This is a genomic window from Pseudomonas sp. MPDS, from assembly GCF_013283895.1.
Lineage (GTDB): Bacteria > Pseudomonadota > Gammaproteobacteria > Pseudomonadales > Pseudomonadaceae > Aquipseudomonas > Aquipseudomonas rhizophila.
The window spans coordinates 3,151,656-3,169,807 of the sequence record NZ_CP054128.1 but is presented as its reverse complement, the minus strand read 5'-3'; the positions used below and the strand labels follow the sequence as shown (position 1 = coordinate 3,169,807).

The following is an 18,152-nucleotide window of genomic DNA, read 5'->3' as shown; positions in this document are numbered from 1 at the left end:
TCAGGAACCGGGACTCTGGCGGAAACTCACCGCCAGCCGGTTCCAGCTGTTGATGGTGCTGATCGCCAGCGTGAGGTCGACCAGTTCCTCCTCGCTGAACACGGCGCGGGCCTGGGCAAAGACCTCATCCGGCACCTGGCTTTCGGCCAACAGCGTTACCGCCTCGGTCCAGGCCAGGGCGGCGCGTTCGCGGGGGGTGAAAAAGCCACTGTCGCGCCACACCGCCACGGCGAACAGGCGCCGCTCGCTCTCACCCAGGCGACGCGCATCCACCGAATGCATGTCGGTGCAAAACGCACAGCCGTTAAGCTGCGAGGCACGGATCTTGATCAGATGCAGCAATCCCGGTTCTATACTCAGGCGACTGCTTAGCGCCTCAAGGCCAATCATGGCTTTCATCGCCCCTGGGGACGCACTGTAGTAATCCAGACGCTGGCTCATGGCGCAATTCCGTGCTGATCGGTATCTCCACGGTAGGCCGTAAGCACGCTGCGCGACAGATCCAATGTGTCGAAAAAAACCGGACCAGTTCATAGCAGACCAATCAGCGCGATTTTCTCCACGCAACTTCTATGCATACGCACAATGCGGTTAATCTTGCGCCTTTGCGGGCTAGCGCCACACAATCGCCCAGGAGCGCGCGGGTATGGAACTTCATGTTGTCATCAACGGCCGCAAAGACCTGGCGGGCCAGTTGTATCAACAACTGCGCAGTGCCATCGAAAGTGGTCGCCTGGCCGCCGGCACGCAACTGCCGCCCAGCCGCTTGCTCGCTGAACAGCTGGGCGTCTCGCGCAAGACCGTGTCCGACACCTACGCCCAACTGACCTACGAAAACTTTCTCACCGGCATCATTGGCAAGGGCACCTATGTCAATGCGCGCCCGGCCCCAATCGTGCGCAAACAAAGCCACCGCGAGCTGGCCGGCGCCGATGTCGTCGAGACCTGGCGCAACATGCCGGACCTGATGCGCCATCCCACCCTTGAAGGTGCGCTGCGTTATGACTTCATCGGCGGCGCCACCGGCAAAGGCCAGTTTCCCCTGGACGACTGGCGACGTTGTACCGCCCACGCCTTGCGCCAGATCGCCAGCGCCAAGGGCTTCTACAGCCAGCCCGAGGGTTTGCCGGCGCTGCGCAATGCCATTGCCCGGCATATTGCGTTTTCCCGCGGGGTCAATTGTCAGGACGATGACGTGGTGGTGTGCAACGGTGCACAACAGGCCCTGGATCTGATCTCGCGGGTCTTGACCCGGTCGGGCAGTCTGGTGGCTATGGAGGACCCAGGCTATCCGCCAGCACGCCTGCTGTTTGGCTCCCACGGCGCCACGGTGGCCGGGATACCGGTGGATGACCAGGGCATGCGGGTAGACCTCATTCCCGACGGCACAAGCCTGATTTATGTGACGCCGTCCCACCAGTTCCCCTTGGGCATGCCCATGAGCCAGGCCCGCCGCGAGGCCTTGCTGGCGCGGGCCTACGAGTTGGGGGCAATCATCATCGAGGATGATTACGACAGCGAATTTCGTTACGAAGGCCGGCCGGCCGACTCATTGCAAAGCATGGACGACCGCGGGATCGTGGCCTACGTCGGCACCTTCTCGAAAACGCTGTTGCCGGAGCTGCGCCTTGGTTACGCGATCCTGCCACCGGCGATCCTCGAAGCGGTGATCCTGGCCAAGCGCCTCACCGATCAACACACCTCCACCCTGCCCCAGTGGGCACTGGCCAAGTTCATCGCCGAGGGCTGCCTGCTCAAGCACATCCGCCGCTGCCACACGCTGTATGCCGGCCGCCGCGAGCGAATCCTGGCGCGCATGGCCGGGGACCTGTCGCCCTGGTTCGAGGCGGTTCCCACCACCGCAGGCTTCCACCTGGCCGTGCTGTGCAAGGTGCCCATCGATCTGGCACTGGTGATCGAACTGGCGAAAAAAGCCGAAGTCGGGCTGTACCGTCTCGACGGCTTTTTCAACGACGCCCCGGTGCGACCGGGTCTGTTTTTCGGTTTTGGCGCCATCGAAATCCTCGACATCGACACCGCCCTGGACCGTTTGCGGGACATTTTGCAGCAGGTCGCCTGAGCCATTGGACTGGACATTTATCCGCCCATTGGCTGTTTTAGCCTCGTAAATACAGGCCTATCCTGCAGGGGTCTCGTTGATTGTCGAGCCAATCCCGTCCGACTTGATTCAGGAGCCAGAACCATGACTCGCCAGGTGATCAATACCGTACAGGTCCAAGCCGCCGCCGGGCGCTCGGAAGAACTGGGCCGCCAGTTGCAGCAAATCGTCGAAACCCTGCGTGCACAACCGGGGTGCGATGCCTACATGGTCGACCGTTGCCCGGACGACGGTGACCGCTGGACCGTCAGCGCCCGCTGGCAATCGGAAGCGGCGATGCAAGCCCATTTCAACTGCCCTGAAGTGCAAGGGTTCATCGGCCTGATCGACAACCGTCTGGCTCGAAGCGTGGACTTCAACCGCTGACCTTTGTCTTGGAGTGGATCGCGGCATTGGTCTACCCGCCTTCCGAAAGATTGGACGTTTGTTTGCCCCTCCGTGGGGCTTAGGGTGAATCCATCGCTGCCACAGCGCGAACTCACTCAAACCCACGAAGGTCATTGCCATGAAAACCCTCTGCCTGATCGCTACCCTCAGCCTGCTGCCTCTGGCCCCGGTCTATGCCCACGAAACCGCACCCTCGGAAAAGGTCAACGTGCTGCAGGAGAAGATGCTGAAGAACCTGCCTGGTAAAAAAGCCATGATGCTGACCGTCGACTACGCCCCCGGCCAGTCGTCCGTCGCCCACAAACATGAAGGAACGGCCATGGCCTATGTGCTGGAAGGCGCCATCACCTCCCAGGTCAAAGGCGAGCCGGCGACCACCTACAAGGCCGGGGAGTTCTGGTACGAAGCCGCGGGTTCCGAGCATCTGGTTTCGAAAAACGCCAGCTCGACCGAGCCGGCGAAACTGTTGGTGTTCATGGTGATGGGCAAGGATGAGGCGGTGTTGATTCCGCTGAAGAACTAACACCTTTGAGCCCCCTGTGGGAGCGAGCCTGCTCGCGATAGCTGGGTGTCAGTCAACATCAATGTCGCGGGTCAAACGCCATCGCGAGCAGGCTCGCTCCCACAGGGGCTCTGCGCTCCAACCAATCGCGTATTACAAACGCAAAAAAGCCCCGCATCTCTCAATGCGGGGCTTTTTCATTCAACGCCGGATCAGTTGGCCGGCAGGACCGGTTGACCACTCAACGCCAGGTCCAGCAGTTCGCGGTTGGCGACCGCGTACATGGCGTAGTCCGTGCCACTGGCGGCACGGATGTCCACCAGCATGGCGCGCCAGCGCTCGACCATGTCGTGATGCTGCTCCAGCCACAGCGCCAGGCGTGTTTCCACCTCCTGGGTGCCGTCGCCCTGCTGCAGGACCGAAATGGTGATCGCCCGTTGCTGCCAGTCGACGTCATCGCGGAACGCTTCACGGGCCAGGGCCTGCCAGTTGTTTTCCACCGGCAGCGCGCTGATCTGTTGCAAGTACCAGGTGATGTCCAGGGCACTGCCTACCGCGAAGTAGGCCTTGGCCACATCGGCGGCGTTCTGGCCGGTGACATCAGATGCCTCGATGATCGGCAGCAAGGTGTACAGGTGCGTAGTGCCTGCAACCATGCGTGCCAGCAGTTCCGGCACGCCGGCTGCTACGTAGGCCTGGTAGCGGGTCTGCCAGCCTTCGCGGGTCGGGCCTTCCAGCAGTTCGTCGAGCTTGAGGCCCAGCGCCGCCAGGTGCGGACCGAAGTGAGCAACGTCACGGGCAGCGTTCTGCTCGTTGCGGCGGCTGCGCAGGAACCAGCGCGTCGCACGACGACCCAGGCGCATCAGCTCGTCCATCAGCTCCAGTTGCACGTCAGCCGACACCTGGTGATCCAGGGCTTCAATCTGACGGAACCAGTGCGGGAGATGGAAGATGTCCCGCACGATCACGTAAGCGCCAGCCACGTTCGCCGGGCTCATGCCGGTGGACTCTTTGAGCCGTTGAACGAAGGTGATGCCCATGTGGTTGACCAGGTCGTTGGCGATCTGGGTGCTGACGATCTCGCGCTTGAGGCGATGGCGACGCATGGCTTCGGAGAACTTGCTCACCAGTGTCGGCGGGAACGCGGTCTCCATGTCACGGGTCAGGTAGTCGTCATCCGGCACCTGGGAGTTGAGCAGCGCTTCCTTGAGGTCGATCTTGCTGTAGGAGATCAGCACCGACAGTTCGGCACGGGTCAGGCCTTGGCCCGCCGCGACGCGTTCAGCCAGTTGCTCTTCGGCCGGCAGGAACTCGATGGCGCGATCCAGCTTGCCTCGCGCCTCCAGATCGTTCATCAGGCGCTTGTATTCGGCAATGCGCACGAATGCGCGGCGTGCCGCCAGGGACAGGGCCTGGGTCTGCTTGTAGTTGTTGCCCAACACCAGGCCACCGACTTCGTCGGTCATGCTGCCAAGCAACTGGTTACGTTGCTTCTCGGTCATGTCGCCGGCCTGCACCACTTCGTTGAGCAGGATCTTGATGTTCACTTCGTGGTCGGAGCAGTCCACACCACCGGCGTTGTCGATGAAGTCGGTGTTGGTGGCACCGCCATGCAGGCCGAACTCGACACGACCCAGTTGAGTCATGCCCAGGTTGCCACCCTCGCCCACCACTTTGCAGCGCAGTTCGTTGCCGTTCACGCGCAGCGCATCGTTGGCCTTGTCGCCCACATCGGCGTGGCTTTCGCTGCTGGCCTTGACGTAAGTGCCGATACCGCCGTTCCACAACAGATCCACCGGCGCCTTGAGCAAGGCGTTGAGCAGCTCGGTCGGGGTCAGTTTGTCGGCCTTGATGTCGAAGCGTTCTTTCATCTGTGGCGAGATGGCGATGCTCTTGGCGCTACGCGAGAAGATACCGCCGCCTTCGGACATGATGCTGGTGTCGTAGTCGGTCCAGGCCGAACGCGGCAGGTCGAACAGACGCTTGCGCTCGGCGAAGCTGCTGGCAGGCTCCGGGTTCGGGTCGATGAAGATGTGCAGGTGGTTGAAGGCTGCCACCAGTTGCAACTTGTCAGACATCAACAGACCGTTACCGAACACGTCGCCGGCCATGTCGCCAACGCCCACCACGGTGATGCTGTCTTCCTGGACATTGATACCGCGCTCACGGAAGTGACGCTGTACGCCGACCCACGCGCCCTTGGCGGTAATGCCCATTTTCTTGTGGTCGTAGCCGGCTGAACCGCCGGAAGCGAACGCATCGCCGAGCCAGAAGCCGTAGTCGATGGCGATGCCGTTGGCGATGTCGGAGAAGGTTGCAGTGCCTTTGTCCGCAGCCACTACCAGGTACGGGTCATCGTCGTCATGACGCACGACATTGGTCGGCGGAACCAGTGCGCCTTCCTTGAGGTTGTCGGTGATGTCCAACAAGCCGGAAATGAAGATGCGGTAGCACGCTACGCCTTCGGCGGCGATCTCGTCCCGGCCACCGCCCAGCGGCAGGCGTCGCGGCAGGAAACCACCCTTGGCGCCGACTGGCACGATTACCGAGTTCTTCACTTGCTGGGCCTTGACCAGACCCAGCACTTCGGTGCGGTAGTCTTCTTCACGGTCAGACCAGCGCAGGCCACCGCGAGCAACGTTACCGAAGCGCAGGTGCACGCCCTCGACCCGAGGCGAATACACGAAGATCTCGAACTTGGGCACCGGTTTCGGCAGTTCCGGGATCAGGTGCGGGTTGAACTTGAAGCTGAAGTAGGACTTGTTCTGGCCGTTGGCGTCGGTCTGGTAGAAGTTGGTCCGCAGGGTGGCCTTGATCAGGTCCAGGTAGCGACGCAGGATGCGGTCTTCGTTGAGCACCTGAACGTCGTCCAGTGCCGTGAGGATCGCCTGTTCCAGACGCAACTGCTTGTCTTCCAGGTCGTCGCCGCTGAGTTTGCGCGCCAGGTAGAAGCGGGTCTTGAACAACCGGGTCAGTTCACGAGCGATGTCGGTGTGGTTGTTCAGGGTACTGGCGATGTAACCCAGGTCGAAGCCCAGGCGGATCTGCTTCAGGTAACGGGCGTAGGCACGCAGCAGCGCCACGTCGCGCCATGGCAGGCCGGCGGTCAGCACCAGGCGGTTGAATGCATCGTTCTCGGCATCGCCACGCACGATGTGGACGAAGGCGTCCTGCAATGTGTCGTTGAGCTGTTGGATGTCCAGGTCCAGGCCTTCGGCGGCGGTGAACGCGAAATCATGAATCCAGAACTCGCGGCCATTGGTGTGGCGCAGGCGGTACGGGAACTCGCCCAGCACGCGCAGGCCGAGGTTTTCCAGGATCGGCAGGACGTCGGACAGCGCCAGCGGCGTGTCGGCGTGATACAGCTTGCAGTGCAGCTCGCGCTGGCCGGACACCTGGCCCAGCGGCTGGTAGAAGCTCATGACCAGCGGATTTTTTTCGTTCAGGCTCAGCAGGTGCTGCATGTCGACCACGGCCGAGTGCGCGGCAAAACGCTCGCGGTAGCCGGCCGGGAAGCCTTTCGGGAAATCGGACAGCACGTTGGTGCCATGGGCTTCGCCGAAGCTTTCGATCACCAGACTGGCGTAGTCGTCCTTCCAGCTGCGGCAGGCCTGCACCACTTCTTTTTCCAGCAAGACCGGGTCGATGTCGAGACGGTTCTTCGGGTCTACCCGCAGGATCAGCTGTACACGGGCCAGCACGGATTCGGAGAAGAAGGTCCAGAACTCGCAGTCCGAGGCTTTCAGACGCTCCATCAACACTTGCTGGATCTTCTGGCGCACTTCGGTGGAATAGATGTCGCGCGGCACGTAGGCCAGGCAGTAGCAGAAACGGCCATACGGGTCTTTGCGCAGGAATACGCGGATCTTGTTGCGTTCCTGAATCTGCACGATGGACATCACGGTGCTGAACAGCTCGTCCACCGGGGTCTGGAACAGATCGTCGCGGGGCAGCACTTCGACCACCTGGGCCAGTTCCTTGCCCAGGTGCGCCTTGGCCTGGAAGCCCGAGCGACGTTCGATTTCCTCGACCTTGCGACGGATGTACGGGATGACGCGCACGCTTTCACCATACACCGACGAGGTGTACAGGCCCATGAAGCGGCATTCCTTGATGACCTTGCCATCGGCGTCGATCTCACGGATCGATACGTAGTCCGGGTAAGCCGGACGGTGTACACGGCTCGGGTGTGCGGCCTTGGCGAACGACAGCGGGGTCGGTTCACGCAGGTAATTGACGGCGTAGTCTTCAATGCGCAGGTCATCGACCGTGAGGCCGGCACGCAACAGTTTGGTCAGGCCGAGGAACGAATCGGCGTCGTATTCGATATGGCCGCCATCAGGGTCATCACGAACCACGAACTCTTCATAGCCAAGGAAGGTGAAGTGGTTACCCACCAGCCATTCCAGGAAACTCTTGATTTCACCTTTTTCGTCGGCATCGATGGCATAGGCGCTGTTGTCCAGGCTGGACAGAATATCCTGGACCTTGGCTTTCATCGGCTCGAAATCAGCCACCGCCACGCGCACTTCGCCCAGCACCTGCTCAAGTTCCTTGCTCAGGACGTTGAGTTCGGCGGCGTTGGCGCAGCGGTCGATTTCAAGATACATCAGGGATTCTTGGAGAATGCCATCGCCCTGGGTGCCTTTGGGCAGGATCTCCAGCAACTCGCCCTTGTTGCCGCGACGCACGCTCAACACAGTGGTTTGCAGAGTATGGATGCTGTAACCGCGACGGTTCAGTTCGGTGCGGACCGAATCCACCAGAAATGGCAGGTCGTGGTGCAACACTTCCACTGCCGTATGGGTCGACTGCCAACCGTGGCGTTCGTAATCCGGGTTGTAGACGCGGACCTGCGGCTGCGCATGATCGAAGCGCTCAAGCAGGCGCCAGGCAGACAGGGTGCAGCCGGCGAGGTCGGACAACCGGCGCTGGGTAAGTTCATCGAGGGAAATGATGCCGAAGAATTGTTCAGCGAACAGCGCCACTTGTGGCAGTGCCTGTTCACTGATGTGCTGCGCCAGTGCCGCTTGCAGTTGGTGCTGGAAGTCGGCTTTGCTGGCTGCGGTGAAGAACGCCATCTGTGGTACTCCGCTTGGGCTTGTTATTGATGGAAGCGTCGCGTGCAGCCCTTTTTCAGGGCTGTCGGCCATCCTGTTCCTGATTCTCGGGCAGAGGAAACAGGACGACAGGTGGGTGAAGCTGGACAAGACCGGCAGGTCACATCCTTTTCCATGTAATTTCCATGTAATGGACACCTGCAAAAAGCCCTCGTGGTGCCCTTTGCAGGTGTACATCCGCCGTGCAGCTTAACGAGTGCGACAATGTGCCTGCTTGCAGCGCTGCGACATATTCGGTCAACGGCAAGCTAAACAGCCGGTTTGCATCGAACAACCGTAGCAGCCCGGCGAGCAAAACGGCACCTGGCGCTGTGAAATTGCGCGCATATTCTGCGTGTGACTGCAGTAATCCAGCAGAAAGTCGTTCGGGCTGGCAAAATTCACTTTATTTGCGCCCAGCAAGGCTCATCGAGCCAGGAGCCACCACCATGCAAATGAGCACCGCCCTTCTGATCGCCAACCCGTGCGACGAGGAAGAAGACAACATGGCCATGCTGTGCTGCCACAGCACCCAGGGCGAAATGTTCCTGATGACCCGCTACCCCGACGAAGACGAACTGGAAATCGCCCTGGAGGGTGAGCCTTCGACACTGGAAGGCGTCAAGGTGACCCTCAGCCCGACCCTGCTGAAAATCGAAATTGCCGCGTCGGACGCCGATGTGCTGAACGGGGATGATGTGCTGGAGATTACCCACGACACCGATGCGGCGGATTTGGCGGAGGTGGAACTGACGTTGCAGAACATCCTCAAGGGGACGGGCACTTATATCAGCCAGCTCTGAACCTGAAGCGCGACTGACTCCCTGCGACGAGTATGCTTGCTCGCCACAAGGAACTTGGAGGCACCCCGCCTAACTTATTCCTGCGCCGGCACAAGATTGCCGTCCGCGTCATGGACCAGATACTCGTCAGGAACGATACCTGCGCTTTCCTGGGCTGAGGTAAACCACCGTCGGTCGTTCTTATGTCGCGTCGCTCTTGACGACCCGCTGGGTTCTGAGGTCTTCTGAAACCGGTTTCAAAGCCACTAACAAAAATAAGCAGGTTTCAATTGATGAACCCCTTCTCCGCCGCCCAGCGCAGCCGCGTGACCATGCTTGATGTCGCCGAACGCGCCGGGGTCTCCAAGGCCAGCGTCTCGCGCTTCATTGGCGAGGATCGCGCCCTGCTTTCCGAGGCCATCGCTCAACGCATCGAGCAAGCGATCAGCGAACTGGGCTACCGTCCAAATCAGATGGCCCGCGGCCTCAAGCGCGGACGCACACGCCTGATCGGCATGCTGGTGGCCGATATCCGCAACCCTTATTCAATTGCCGTGATGCACGGCGTGGAAACAGCCTGCCGTCGCCACGGCTACAGCCTGGTGGTGTGTAACACCGACCGCGACGATGAGCAGGAACGCCAGCATCTGGCCTTGTTGCGCGCCTATAACATCGAAGGGCTGATTGTTAACACCCTCGGCCACCACCGTGATGAATTGTTGGAACTGCGCAGTGAAATGCCCCTGGTGCTGGTCGATCGCAAGGTCGATCGACTGGAAAGCGACCTGGTGGGCCTGGACAATCCGGCGGCCGTCGAGATGGCGCTCGATCATCTCGAACAGCGGGGCTACCGCGATCTGTTGCTGGTGACCGAACCATTCGACGGCACCAGCTCGCGGATCGAACGGGTCGAGAGTTTCAAGGCCGGCATTCAACGGCGGCCTGCCCTGGCCGGCACCGTTGTGGAAACCTGTGATCAGTTGACCACGCGCATCAAGAACTTTCTTGCCCCGCCGGGACATAGCCCCAAAGCATTGTTCTGCGCCAATGGCATTGCCGCCCTGGCCGCCACGACGGTGCTGCGCGAACTGGGTTGCCACTTGTTCGACGATGTAGGCCTGATCGCCCTCGATGATCTGGATTGGTACCCGCTGGTGGGCAGCGGCATAACCGCCCTGGCCCAACCGACGGCCGAGATCGGCGCCAGCGCGTTCGAATGTTTGCTCAAGCGCTTGCGTGGCGATAACGGGCCGGTGCGAACCCTGGATTTTGCGGCGCGGTTGATCGAGCGTGGGTCCACGCGGGGAAATGGTCGGTGATGAAGCCCTACCGCGAGCAGGCTCGCTCCCACACTGGATCTGCATCGCACTGGAGTCCCCTGTGGGAGCGAGCCTGCTCGCGATAGGGCCCTCTCAAGCACAACCTTTTTTTGCACAAAACTGAAACCGGTTTCAGAGGTATAAAAACAATGCACAACCCACCCGTCTCCATCAGCCTTTCCAGCTACGGTGCCGATCTGGTACGGCAACAGGGCCAAGGCAGTTTCATCGATCTGCTGGCTGCCGCTGGCGCTTCACGGATCGAATGGCGCGAAGAACTGCTCACCACTGAACAGCCCGCTAAACTGGCCGCCAGTGCCTTGGCCAAAGGACTGCAAAGTATTTTTTCCTCCCCACTTGAACTGTGGCTCGCCGGCCAGCCCAAGCCCAATCCCGCCCTGTCACTTGCCTTGCGACGTGCCGAGGCGTTTGGCTCGGCATGGCTGAAAGTCTCTCTCGGCTATTTCACCGACTCCCATGATCTGCCAGCCCTGGCGGATGCGCTGGCCGCCAGCCCGGTGCGATTGCTAGTGGAAAACGACCAGACCCTGCAAGGCGGGCGGATCGAACCATTACAGCGTTTTTTTGCTGCGACAGAGGAGCAAGCGCTGCCCATCGGTATGACCTTCGACATTGGCAACTGGCAATGGCAGGACCAATCGGCCGCTGTGGCCGCCCGACAGCTTGGGCGGTATGTGGCTTATGTGCATTGCAAGTCCGTGGCCCGGCGCGCCGACGGCAAACTGGTCGCGGTGCCTCCGGCGATGACAGACCTGCATCTGTGGGAACAACTGTTCAAACACATGCCCGCTGGTGTAATGCGCGCCGCCGAATATCCGCTGCAAGACGATGACTTGCTGCAGTTGACTGCGGGACATGTCGCCACCCTTGCCCGCCTAGGCCAATCATGCCGGGAGCCAGCCCATGCCTGAGTTCGATGTGTTGTCTTTCGGCGAAACCATGGCGATGCTGGTGGCCGACCAGCGCGGTGACCTGGCCAATGTCGAGCAGTTCCACAAGCGCGTCGCCGGGGCCGACAGTAACGTGGCCATCGGTCTGTCGCGACTGGGCTTCAAAGTGGCGTGGCTGAGCCGGGTGGGTGCTGACTCTCTAGGACGCTTCGTGGTGCAGACGCTGGAAAACGAAGGCCTGGATTGTCGCCACGTGACGGTCGATCCAGCCCACCCCACCGGGTTCCAGTTCAAATCCCGTAGCGACGATGGCAGCGACCCACAAGTCGAATATTTCCGTCGCGGCTCGGCGGCCAGTCATCTGTCGATCGACACCATCGCCCCCTCGCAGCTCGAAGCCCGCCACTTGCACGCCACCGGCATCGTCCCGGCCTTGTCGGTCACGGCCCGTGAGATGTCCTCTGAATTAATGATGCGGATGCGCGAGGCCGGCCGCAGCCTGTCCTTCGATCCCAACCTGCGGCCGAGCCTGTGGGCTAGCGAGTCGATGATGATTCACGAAATCAATCGCCACGCCGCCCTCGCCCACTGGGTCATGCCGGGGCTCGGCGAAGGTCGCTTGCTGACTGGTTTCGACGACCCGGCCGACATCGCCGCGTTCTATCTGGACCTGGGTGCCGAAATCGTCGTGATCAAGCTCGGCGCGGATGGCGCCTATTTCCGCACTCAGCTAGGCCAGGGCGTAGTTGCCGGCGTGCCGGTGGCCCAGGTGGTGGACACCGTGGGCGCCGGCGATGGCTTCGCGGTCGGCCTGATCAGTGCGTTACTCGAAGGCCGCGCCATCACCGAAGCCGTACAGCGCGCCAACTGGATTGGTAGCCGCGCAGTGCAGAGCCGTGGAGACATGGAGGGATTGCCGACGCGCATTGAGTTACTGGCTGAATTTAATGATGCCAATCGCCAGCAGGCTCGCTCCCACAGGGTCGACGCATCCTCATGCGGGAGCGAGCCTGCTCGCGATTAGAACCACCACAAAACACACCTGCTGCAACAAAAACAACAAGCTCAGGAGTCAACGACATGCAAACGCTCAACCTCGCCACCCGCCGCTGGTGGTACATCATGCCCATCGTCTTCATCACCTACAGCCTGGCTTACCTGGACCGGGCCAACTACGGCTTCGCCGCCGCCTCGGGCATGGCCGAGGATCTGATGATCACCCCGGGGCTGTCCTCATTGCTGGGCGCACTGTTTTTCCTTGGTTACTTTTTCTTCCAGGTACCGGGGGCGATCTACGCGCAGAGACACAGTGTGAAGAAGCTGATTTTTGTCAGCCTGATCCTCTGGGGCTCGCTGGCGACCCTGACGGGCGTGGTCTCCAATGCTTACTGGCTAATCGTGATCCGCTTCATGCTCGGCGTGGTCGAAGCTGCGGTGATGCCGGCCATGCTGGTGTATCTCTGCCACTGGTTCACCCGGGCCGAACGCTCACGTGCCAACACCTTCCTGATCCTTGGTAACCCGGTCACCATGCTGTGGATGTCCGTGGTGTCCGGCTATCTGGTGCAACAATTCGACTGGCGCTGGATGTTCATCATCGAAGGTCTGCCGGCGGTGCTCTGGGCCTTTATCTGGTGGCGCCTGGCTGATGATCGTCCGTCCCAGGCCAAGTGGCTCAGCAACCAGGAAAAACAAGACCTGGAAAGCGCACTGGCGGCTGAACAGGTCGGTATCAAGGCCGTGAAAAACTATGCCGAAGCCTTCCGCTCACCCAAAGTCATCATCCTGGCACTGCAATTTTTCTGCTGGAGCATTGGGGTCTACGGGTTCGTGCTGTGGCTGCCGTCAATCCTCAAGGCTGGCCTGCAAATGAGCATTGTCGAGGCCGGTTGGCTGTCGTCGTTGCCATACCTGGCGGCAGTAGTCGCCATGCTGGTCGTGTCCTGGGCGTCGGACAAGGCGCAGAAGCGCAAACGTTTCGTCTGGCCGCCGCTGCTGATCGCGTCCGTAGCGTTTTACGCCTCCTATTTGCTGGGGCCTGAGCATTTCTGGTGGTCCTACAGTTTGTTGGTGGTTGCCGGGGCTTGCATGTACGCGCCGTACGGGCCGTTTTTTGCCATCGTTCCAGAGATCCTGCCGGCCAACGTCGCCGGCGGTGCCATGGCACTGATCAACAGCATGGGCGCGTTGGGTTCGTTCGGCGGCTCGTACCTGGTGGGCTATCTCAACGGCACCACCGGCTCTCCCGGTATGTCCTTTCTACTAATGAGTGGCGCCTTGCTGTTGTCGGTGGTACTGACCCTGGCCCTCAAGCCCGGCGCCAGCGACCGCGCCGTGTCTCAAACCGCGACGCCACACCCGGCGTCCGCACAGTCCTGAATCGAGCCCTCCATGAAAAAGCACGTAGTGTTGTACAAAGCGCTCTCGGCGCAACTGATGGACCGTCTGCAAGCTCAGGCCCAGGTCACCCTCATCGAGCACCTCGATGCGCCAGGCCTGGCCCAATTGCGCGACGCCTTGCCTGGCGCCCATGGCCTGTTGGGGGCCAGCCTGAAACTGGATGCGCCACTACTGGACTCAGCGCCGAACCTGCAAGCCATCGCCAGCGTCTCGGTGGGGGTCGACAACTACGACATCGACTATCTGACCGAACGCCGCATCCTGCTCACCAATACCCCGGACGTGCTGACCGAAACCACCGCGGACACCGGTTTTGCACTGATCCTGGCAACGGCTCGGCGCGTGGTGGAGTTGGCCAACCTGATCCGCTCAGGCCAGTGGCAACAGAGCATCGGCTCCAAACATTTCGGCACCGATGTCCATGGCAAGACCCTCGGCATAATAGGCATGGGCCGCATCGGCGAAGCCTTGGCCCAGCGCGGGCATTTCGGTTTCGGCATGCCGGTGCTCTACCACAGCCATTCGCCCAAGCCCGCGGTCGAGCAACGTTTCGGGGCCCGTTATTGCAACCTCGAGACGCTGTTGCGACAGGCGGATTTCATTTGTCTGACTTTGCCTCTGACGGCAGAAACCCAAGGGCTGATCGGTGCACAAGCGTTCGCGCAGATGCGTCCCGAAAGCATCTTCATCAATATCTCCCGAGGCAAGGTGGTGGACGAAGCCGCTCTGATCGACGCCCTGCGCAACGGACAGATCCGTGGCGCGGGGCTGGATGTGTTCGAGCGCGAACCCCTGAGTGCGGACTCACCGTTATTACAAATGGATAACGTAGTGGCAACGCCGCACATGGGTTCGGCCACCCACGAGACACGGGAGGCAATGGCGCGCTGTGCGGTGGATAATCTCCTGATGGCGTTGGCGGGAGAGCGACCGGTGAATCTGGTGAATCCGGAGGCGTGGGAGGGTTGATTCGTTCGTCCACGAGAATGAAGCCAAGCGCAGCTTTTTGGCGAGGGAATCTCTCCCCTCGCCACCGGTTCTGCCAGTACTGGATAGCCGACTGGCAACACCCCTCCTTTGAATCTTGCTCAATTACTCTAGCGGCACTTCATCCCGGGATGAATAAACCACTCAACCCATTGAGTAGATAGCCCAGAAAAGCAAACTTCAACAAAAAACCACCTTCCCTCAGGCACGTCCTACCGATCGCCAAGAACAGGCCTACACCAGCATCGGAAGTTGCATCCTAGCCCATCCAAAAGCCCAGTGTTATTAATTATGCACTTGCACAAAAACGCGCAAGTTAGGTGATCGCTAAGCGACACTGAATAATCAATAAAGGAGTATATGACATGGGTAGGAAGCGTTCTGAAATCAACACCTTTGATGTTCTGCCGCAGGCAATGGGCTTTTCCAAAGGGCTTCTGACAACCGAAGCCAACTTTTTTGCATCTCTGATCAACTGAAATCATTGATCGATTAAGTGCCTGTGAACAGGCGCCGAAAGGTTTCCACCTTTCGGCGCCTAAACCTAGAGGTTTCTATGCCAGAACGCGAACTAACATCTACCGAAGCTCTATTCAATATCATGTCCACCCTGCACACGCTCGGTTTTAGAGCCGAGGCCCGCTATACGACACCCTCCAGGCTAGTGGCAACGGCGGAGCTTTTTGATAGTGACAATCATTTTATTGAGTCAGGTGCGGGTAAAGGGCCGGACGCACTTATAGGTGCGCTGGCAGAAACCATCGAGCATGCCAGCTCTTTTCTAGCCCCTAATCATGAGTCGACATGGCACAGCACCGACAGTATTGCCAGTCAGAAAGCAGCTAAATACGACGGTTTCTTCACCCGCCTGCCATACAGCGACGAACCAATAGACTGCTTCACTCTCACATCGCTGGATAAAAAAGAACACCTGATTGCTCCAAGCGCTCTACTCTGCCCTGCTGCTGCCCGAAGCAACTCCAACGACACGCGTTCTACCATGCAATTCTTGGCACGTTACTCATCCAACTCAGGCATTGCTTTTGGCTGCACCGAAAATGAAGCTTTATTGCATGGCATTCAGGAAATAATCGAACGACATGTCTTATCTCTTTTTTTCATGGCGATATGCGGAATCGGCCCCAAGATGGACCTATACAAACCGTCGACGAGCTTGCTTAACAAGGCGCTCCTCAACGACCCTTCCGCCTTAGAACCCGCCAATAAACTGCAGATCATCATTATCAAAGATGTCTTATCTGTTTACTTTGCCGTTGCCTTTCCCAAAGCCGGCCCTGGAGACCAGCCTCTCTCAGCTATTGGCTCAGGCTGTTCGATGGACATTTGCACCGCCATTCAGAGAGCGGTGACTGAACAACTCCAATCCGAGAGTCTATATGATGTCTTTGAAGATTCCATGGACAGAAAAACTGTCAAGTTATTGTCGCACTCAAAAATCCTTAAAAATTTAATCGACTTGGCACCTGTTAGGGACCTGAACCTTCCTGAGCTTGAATGCCCACCACACGACTACAATGAAACTGTCCCGACACAATTAGACACGCTGCACAAAGCCACATCGAAGTCCGACAAAAAAATATTCTATAGAACTGTAGCGCGCTTCCCAAACAACAGCATCGTTACCCAGGCTTACATCCCTGGACTTGAACGCTTCAACATCATTAGAAATGGGCAACTCGTTGTACCTCAGCATGTATTACTCAGCAGTTGAAACCAGCCACCCATAAAACAATAACGGACGGTCGTATGCATCCTATGCAAACGCTCATTAGAACTGCCTGCAAAAAACATACGACTCTTCTGGCATCCACCATTGCAACAATCCTGGTGCTCAAGCTCATCGCACTCGCCCCACCTTTGCTCCTGGGGGCAATCGTCGACACCCTGTACGGCGAGAAACATGCAACCGTCAACCTAATGCTCACTCTTACGGCAGGCCTTGTGCTCGCTGGGTGCGTGCAGGCAATTATCAGCCCGCTACAGATCCATTTCCTATCCAAGCTTGTCCAGCAAATTATCATGGCCGCATCTATTGAATGGCTGGCAAACCTTATGCGCAAGGAATTTGCCCGGTTCAATTCATGGCGAATCGGTCACTTCATAAAGTCGGTGGAGCGTGGAATTACCGCTCACGAACAACTATTGACGTTTTTTGTTACCGTCGGACTGCCGCTGTGCCTGGAGTTCTTGATCGTTGGCGGCGCTTTTTTTTACATGGGTGGCATTGAAGTTTTTGTGAGCATGACGGGTCTAGGATTTATCTACCTGATTGTCAGCCACAAAATTATCAGATGGCGCAGGAAGCACATTGACGCTGTCAACGAGCAGGAAGATGAATTGAGCGCCCACCTATACAACACGCTCAATGCAGGCAAAGCAATAAAGCTGGAAAACGCCGAGTCAACCGCCACACAGCCGTTGAATGAGGCCTTCAAATGCTATGCCAATACTGCGGTGACCGCGGCAACCTCGGGTGGTTTCTTGAGCGCTGCCAAGATTCTGTTCGTCAGCCTCTCCACGGGCGGATTACTGGGATGGGGGGTTGTTGATCAACTGTCGAACCAGCCCAGTATCAGTGTCGGACAACTGGTGGCCATTTTTTCCATCGCCGGCAGTTACTTACTCAATATCGCCGCGTTAACGGAGGGCTATCGTGTGCTGGATCAGTTTCTTGCCGATCAGCGTCGACTTCAAAGCCTGCTTTTGCTCCCAAATTTTGACCATGGCAATCGGCAATCGGAAGTCAATTTTCGAGGGGCATCGACACTGATTCTGGATCCGTGCGTACTGACCGAAAATGGCGACGTTCGCTTGTCGATCACGCAAAGCCTGAGATTTACTCAAGGTCAATCCGTGGCGATCATCGGCCAGAGCGGTGCGGGCAAATCCACCTTGTTGGAAGTTCTCGCTGGTCTTGATCAAGAAACGCGAAATCAGTTGAGCATCGACGCAACTCCCGTTTCGCAACTGAATCCTCGCGCCCACTTGAGTGCATTGAGGTACTGCCCTCAGCAGCCCTGTTTTCTCGAAGGTCTCTTTGAAAGGTCCGTTCTGTTTGGCGTTAAAGCGTCGCCTCACCTCGACCAGGCAATACGACGACTGCAGCTACAGGACATTGTCTGTGAACGGAACATCAGTGAACACGCATCGAATATTTCTGGCGGTGAAGCCAAGCGTCTGTCACTGCTGCGTCTGATCAACAGGCCTGGGCGATTCAATTTGTTCGATGAACCCAGTGCATCAATCGAGCCCGGGTTGACCGACTCCCTATGGGACTTGCTGTTCGATACCTTCGCAGAACGCGGGCTAATTTGTGTCACTCATGATTTCGAGCATCTACAGCGCTTTGATCGGGTCATCGTCCTGCGCGACGGCGCGATTGTTGACGACGGGTGTTGGCAGGAGCTGGCCGACAGACCGGCAATCAAATTGTTGCTCAATGACTTTCAGGACACGGCACTAGCAGGCATACAGGAATAGATCTAAACGCCAGTCCCTGCGGGAGCCGATCAGGGGTGTTCATAGAGTCGGTGTTCACCTCAGATCCCACAATGAATCCAAACCGATCACAAATCCGCACACCAAACAAAATCCCGTTAGTCGCCACCCCCCGCCATGCATTAAA

Annotated in this window: 13 protein-coding genes; 11 read left to right on the top strand and 2 right to left on the bottom strand. The window is 58.8% G+C overall.

Going from position 1 to position 18,152, the window contains the following annotated elements; translation table 11 throughout:
* The gene (locus HQ912_RS13930) at positions 1–441 is read right to left on the bottom strand and encodes a carboxymuconolactone decarboxylase family protein (protein WP_076384471.1); all 441 of its coding nucleotides are present in this window, start codon (positions 439–441) and stop codon (positions 1–3) included.
* Between the two features lie 205 nt (positions 442–646).
* On the opposite strand from HQ912_RS13930, the gene HQ912_RS13925 reads away from it, so the two are divergent.
* The 3 genes from HQ912_RS13925 to HQ912_RS13915 all read left to right on the top strand — a co-directional run bounded on the left by HQ912_RS13925 (position 647) and on the right by HQ912_RS13915 (position 3,029).
* A complete protein-coding gene (locus HQ912_RS13925) occupies positions 647–2,080 on the top strand; it encodes a PLP-dependent aminotransferase family protein (RefSeq protein ID WP_047225810.1) in 1,434 nt (477 codons plus the stop codon).
* Between the two features lie 123 nt (positions 2,081–2,203).
* Entirely contained in the window at positions 2,204–2,485 is a 282-nt protein-coding gene (locus HQ912_RS13920) for an antibiotic biosynthesis monooxygenase family protein (protein WP_047225809.1), read from the top strand.
* 139 nt (positions 2,486–2,624) lie between these two features.
* On the top strand, positions 2,625–3,029 hold the full coding sequence (locus HQ912_RS13915) for a cupin domain-containing protein (protein WP_047225808.1): 405 nt from the start codon (positions 2,625–2,627) through the stop codon (positions 3,027–3,029).
* 191 nt (positions 3,030–3,220) lie between these two features.
* On the opposite strand, the gene HQ912_RS13910 is transcribed toward HQ912_RS13915, so the two are convergent.
* Positions 3,221–8,089: an NAD-glutamate dehydrogenase gene (locus HQ912_RS13910; protein WP_047225807.1), complete on the bottom strand. Its 4,869-nt coding sequence runs from the start codon at positions 8,087–8,089 to the stop codon at positions 3,221–3,223.
* Positions 8,090–8,556: 467 nt separating this feature from the next.
* Between HQ912_RS13910 and HQ912_RS13905 the strand changes: the two genes are divergently transcribed.
* The 8 genes from HQ912_RS13905 to HQ912_RS13870 all read left to right on the top strand — a co-directional run bounded on the left by HQ912_RS13905 (position 8,557) and on the right by HQ912_RS13870 (position 18,007).
* A complete protein-coding gene (locus tag HQ912_RS13905) occupies positions 8,557–8,910 on the top strand; it encodes a hypothetical protein (RefSeq protein ID WP_047225806.1) in 354 nt (117 codons plus the stop codon).
* Between the two features lie 272 nt (positions 8,911–9,182).
* Positions 9,183–10,208 (top strand): LacI family DNA-binding transcriptional regulator, encoded by a 1,026-nt coding sequence (locus tag HQ912_RS13900; protein ID WP_047225805.1) that lies wholly within the window; start codon positions 9,183–9,185, stop codon positions 10,206–10,208.
* Positions 10,209–10,357: 149 nt separating this feature from the next.
* The gene (locus HQ912_RS13895; RefSeq protein ID WP_047225804.1) at positions 10,358–11,140 is read left to right on the top strand and encodes a TIM barrel protein; all 783 of its coding nucleotides are present in this window, start codon (positions 10,358–10,360) and stop codon (positions 11,138–11,140) included.
* On the top strand, positions 11,133–12,143 hold the full coding sequence (locus HQ912_RS13890; RefSeq protein WP_173406912.1) for a sugar kinase: 1,011 nt from the start codon (positions 11,133–11,135) through the stop codon (positions 12,141–12,143). The genes HQ912_RS13895 and HQ912_RS13890 overlap by 8 nt, the downstream gene beginning before the upstream one ends.
* A 56-nt stretch (positions 12,144–12,199) precedes the next feature.
* Entirely contained in the window at positions 12,200–13,498 is a 1,299-nt protein-coding gene (locus tag HQ912_RS13885) for an MFS transporter (RefSeq protein WP_047225802.1), read from the top strand.
* Positions 13,499–13,510: 12 nt separating this feature from the next.
* Positions 13,511–14,488: a 2-hydroxyacid dehydrogenase gene (locus HQ912_RS13880; protein ID WP_047225801.1), complete on the top strand. Its 978-nt coding sequence runs from the start codon at positions 13,511–13,513 to the stop codon at positions 14,486–14,488.
* 574 nt (positions 14,489–15,062) lie between these two features.
* Positions 15,063–16,238, top strand: coding sequence for a YcaO-like family protein (locus HQ912_RS13875; protein WP_223194324.1), 1,176 nt, complete (start codon positions 15,063–15,065; stop codon positions 16,236–16,238).
* Between the two features lie 35 nt (positions 16,239–16,273).
* Positions 16,274–18,007 (top strand): ATP-binding cassette domain-containing protein, encoded by a 1,734-nt coding sequence (locus HQ912_RS13870; protein ID WP_047225800.1) that lies wholly within the window; start codon positions 16,274–16,276, stop codon positions 18,005–18,007.
* Positions 18,008–18,152: the final 145 nt, after the last annotated feature.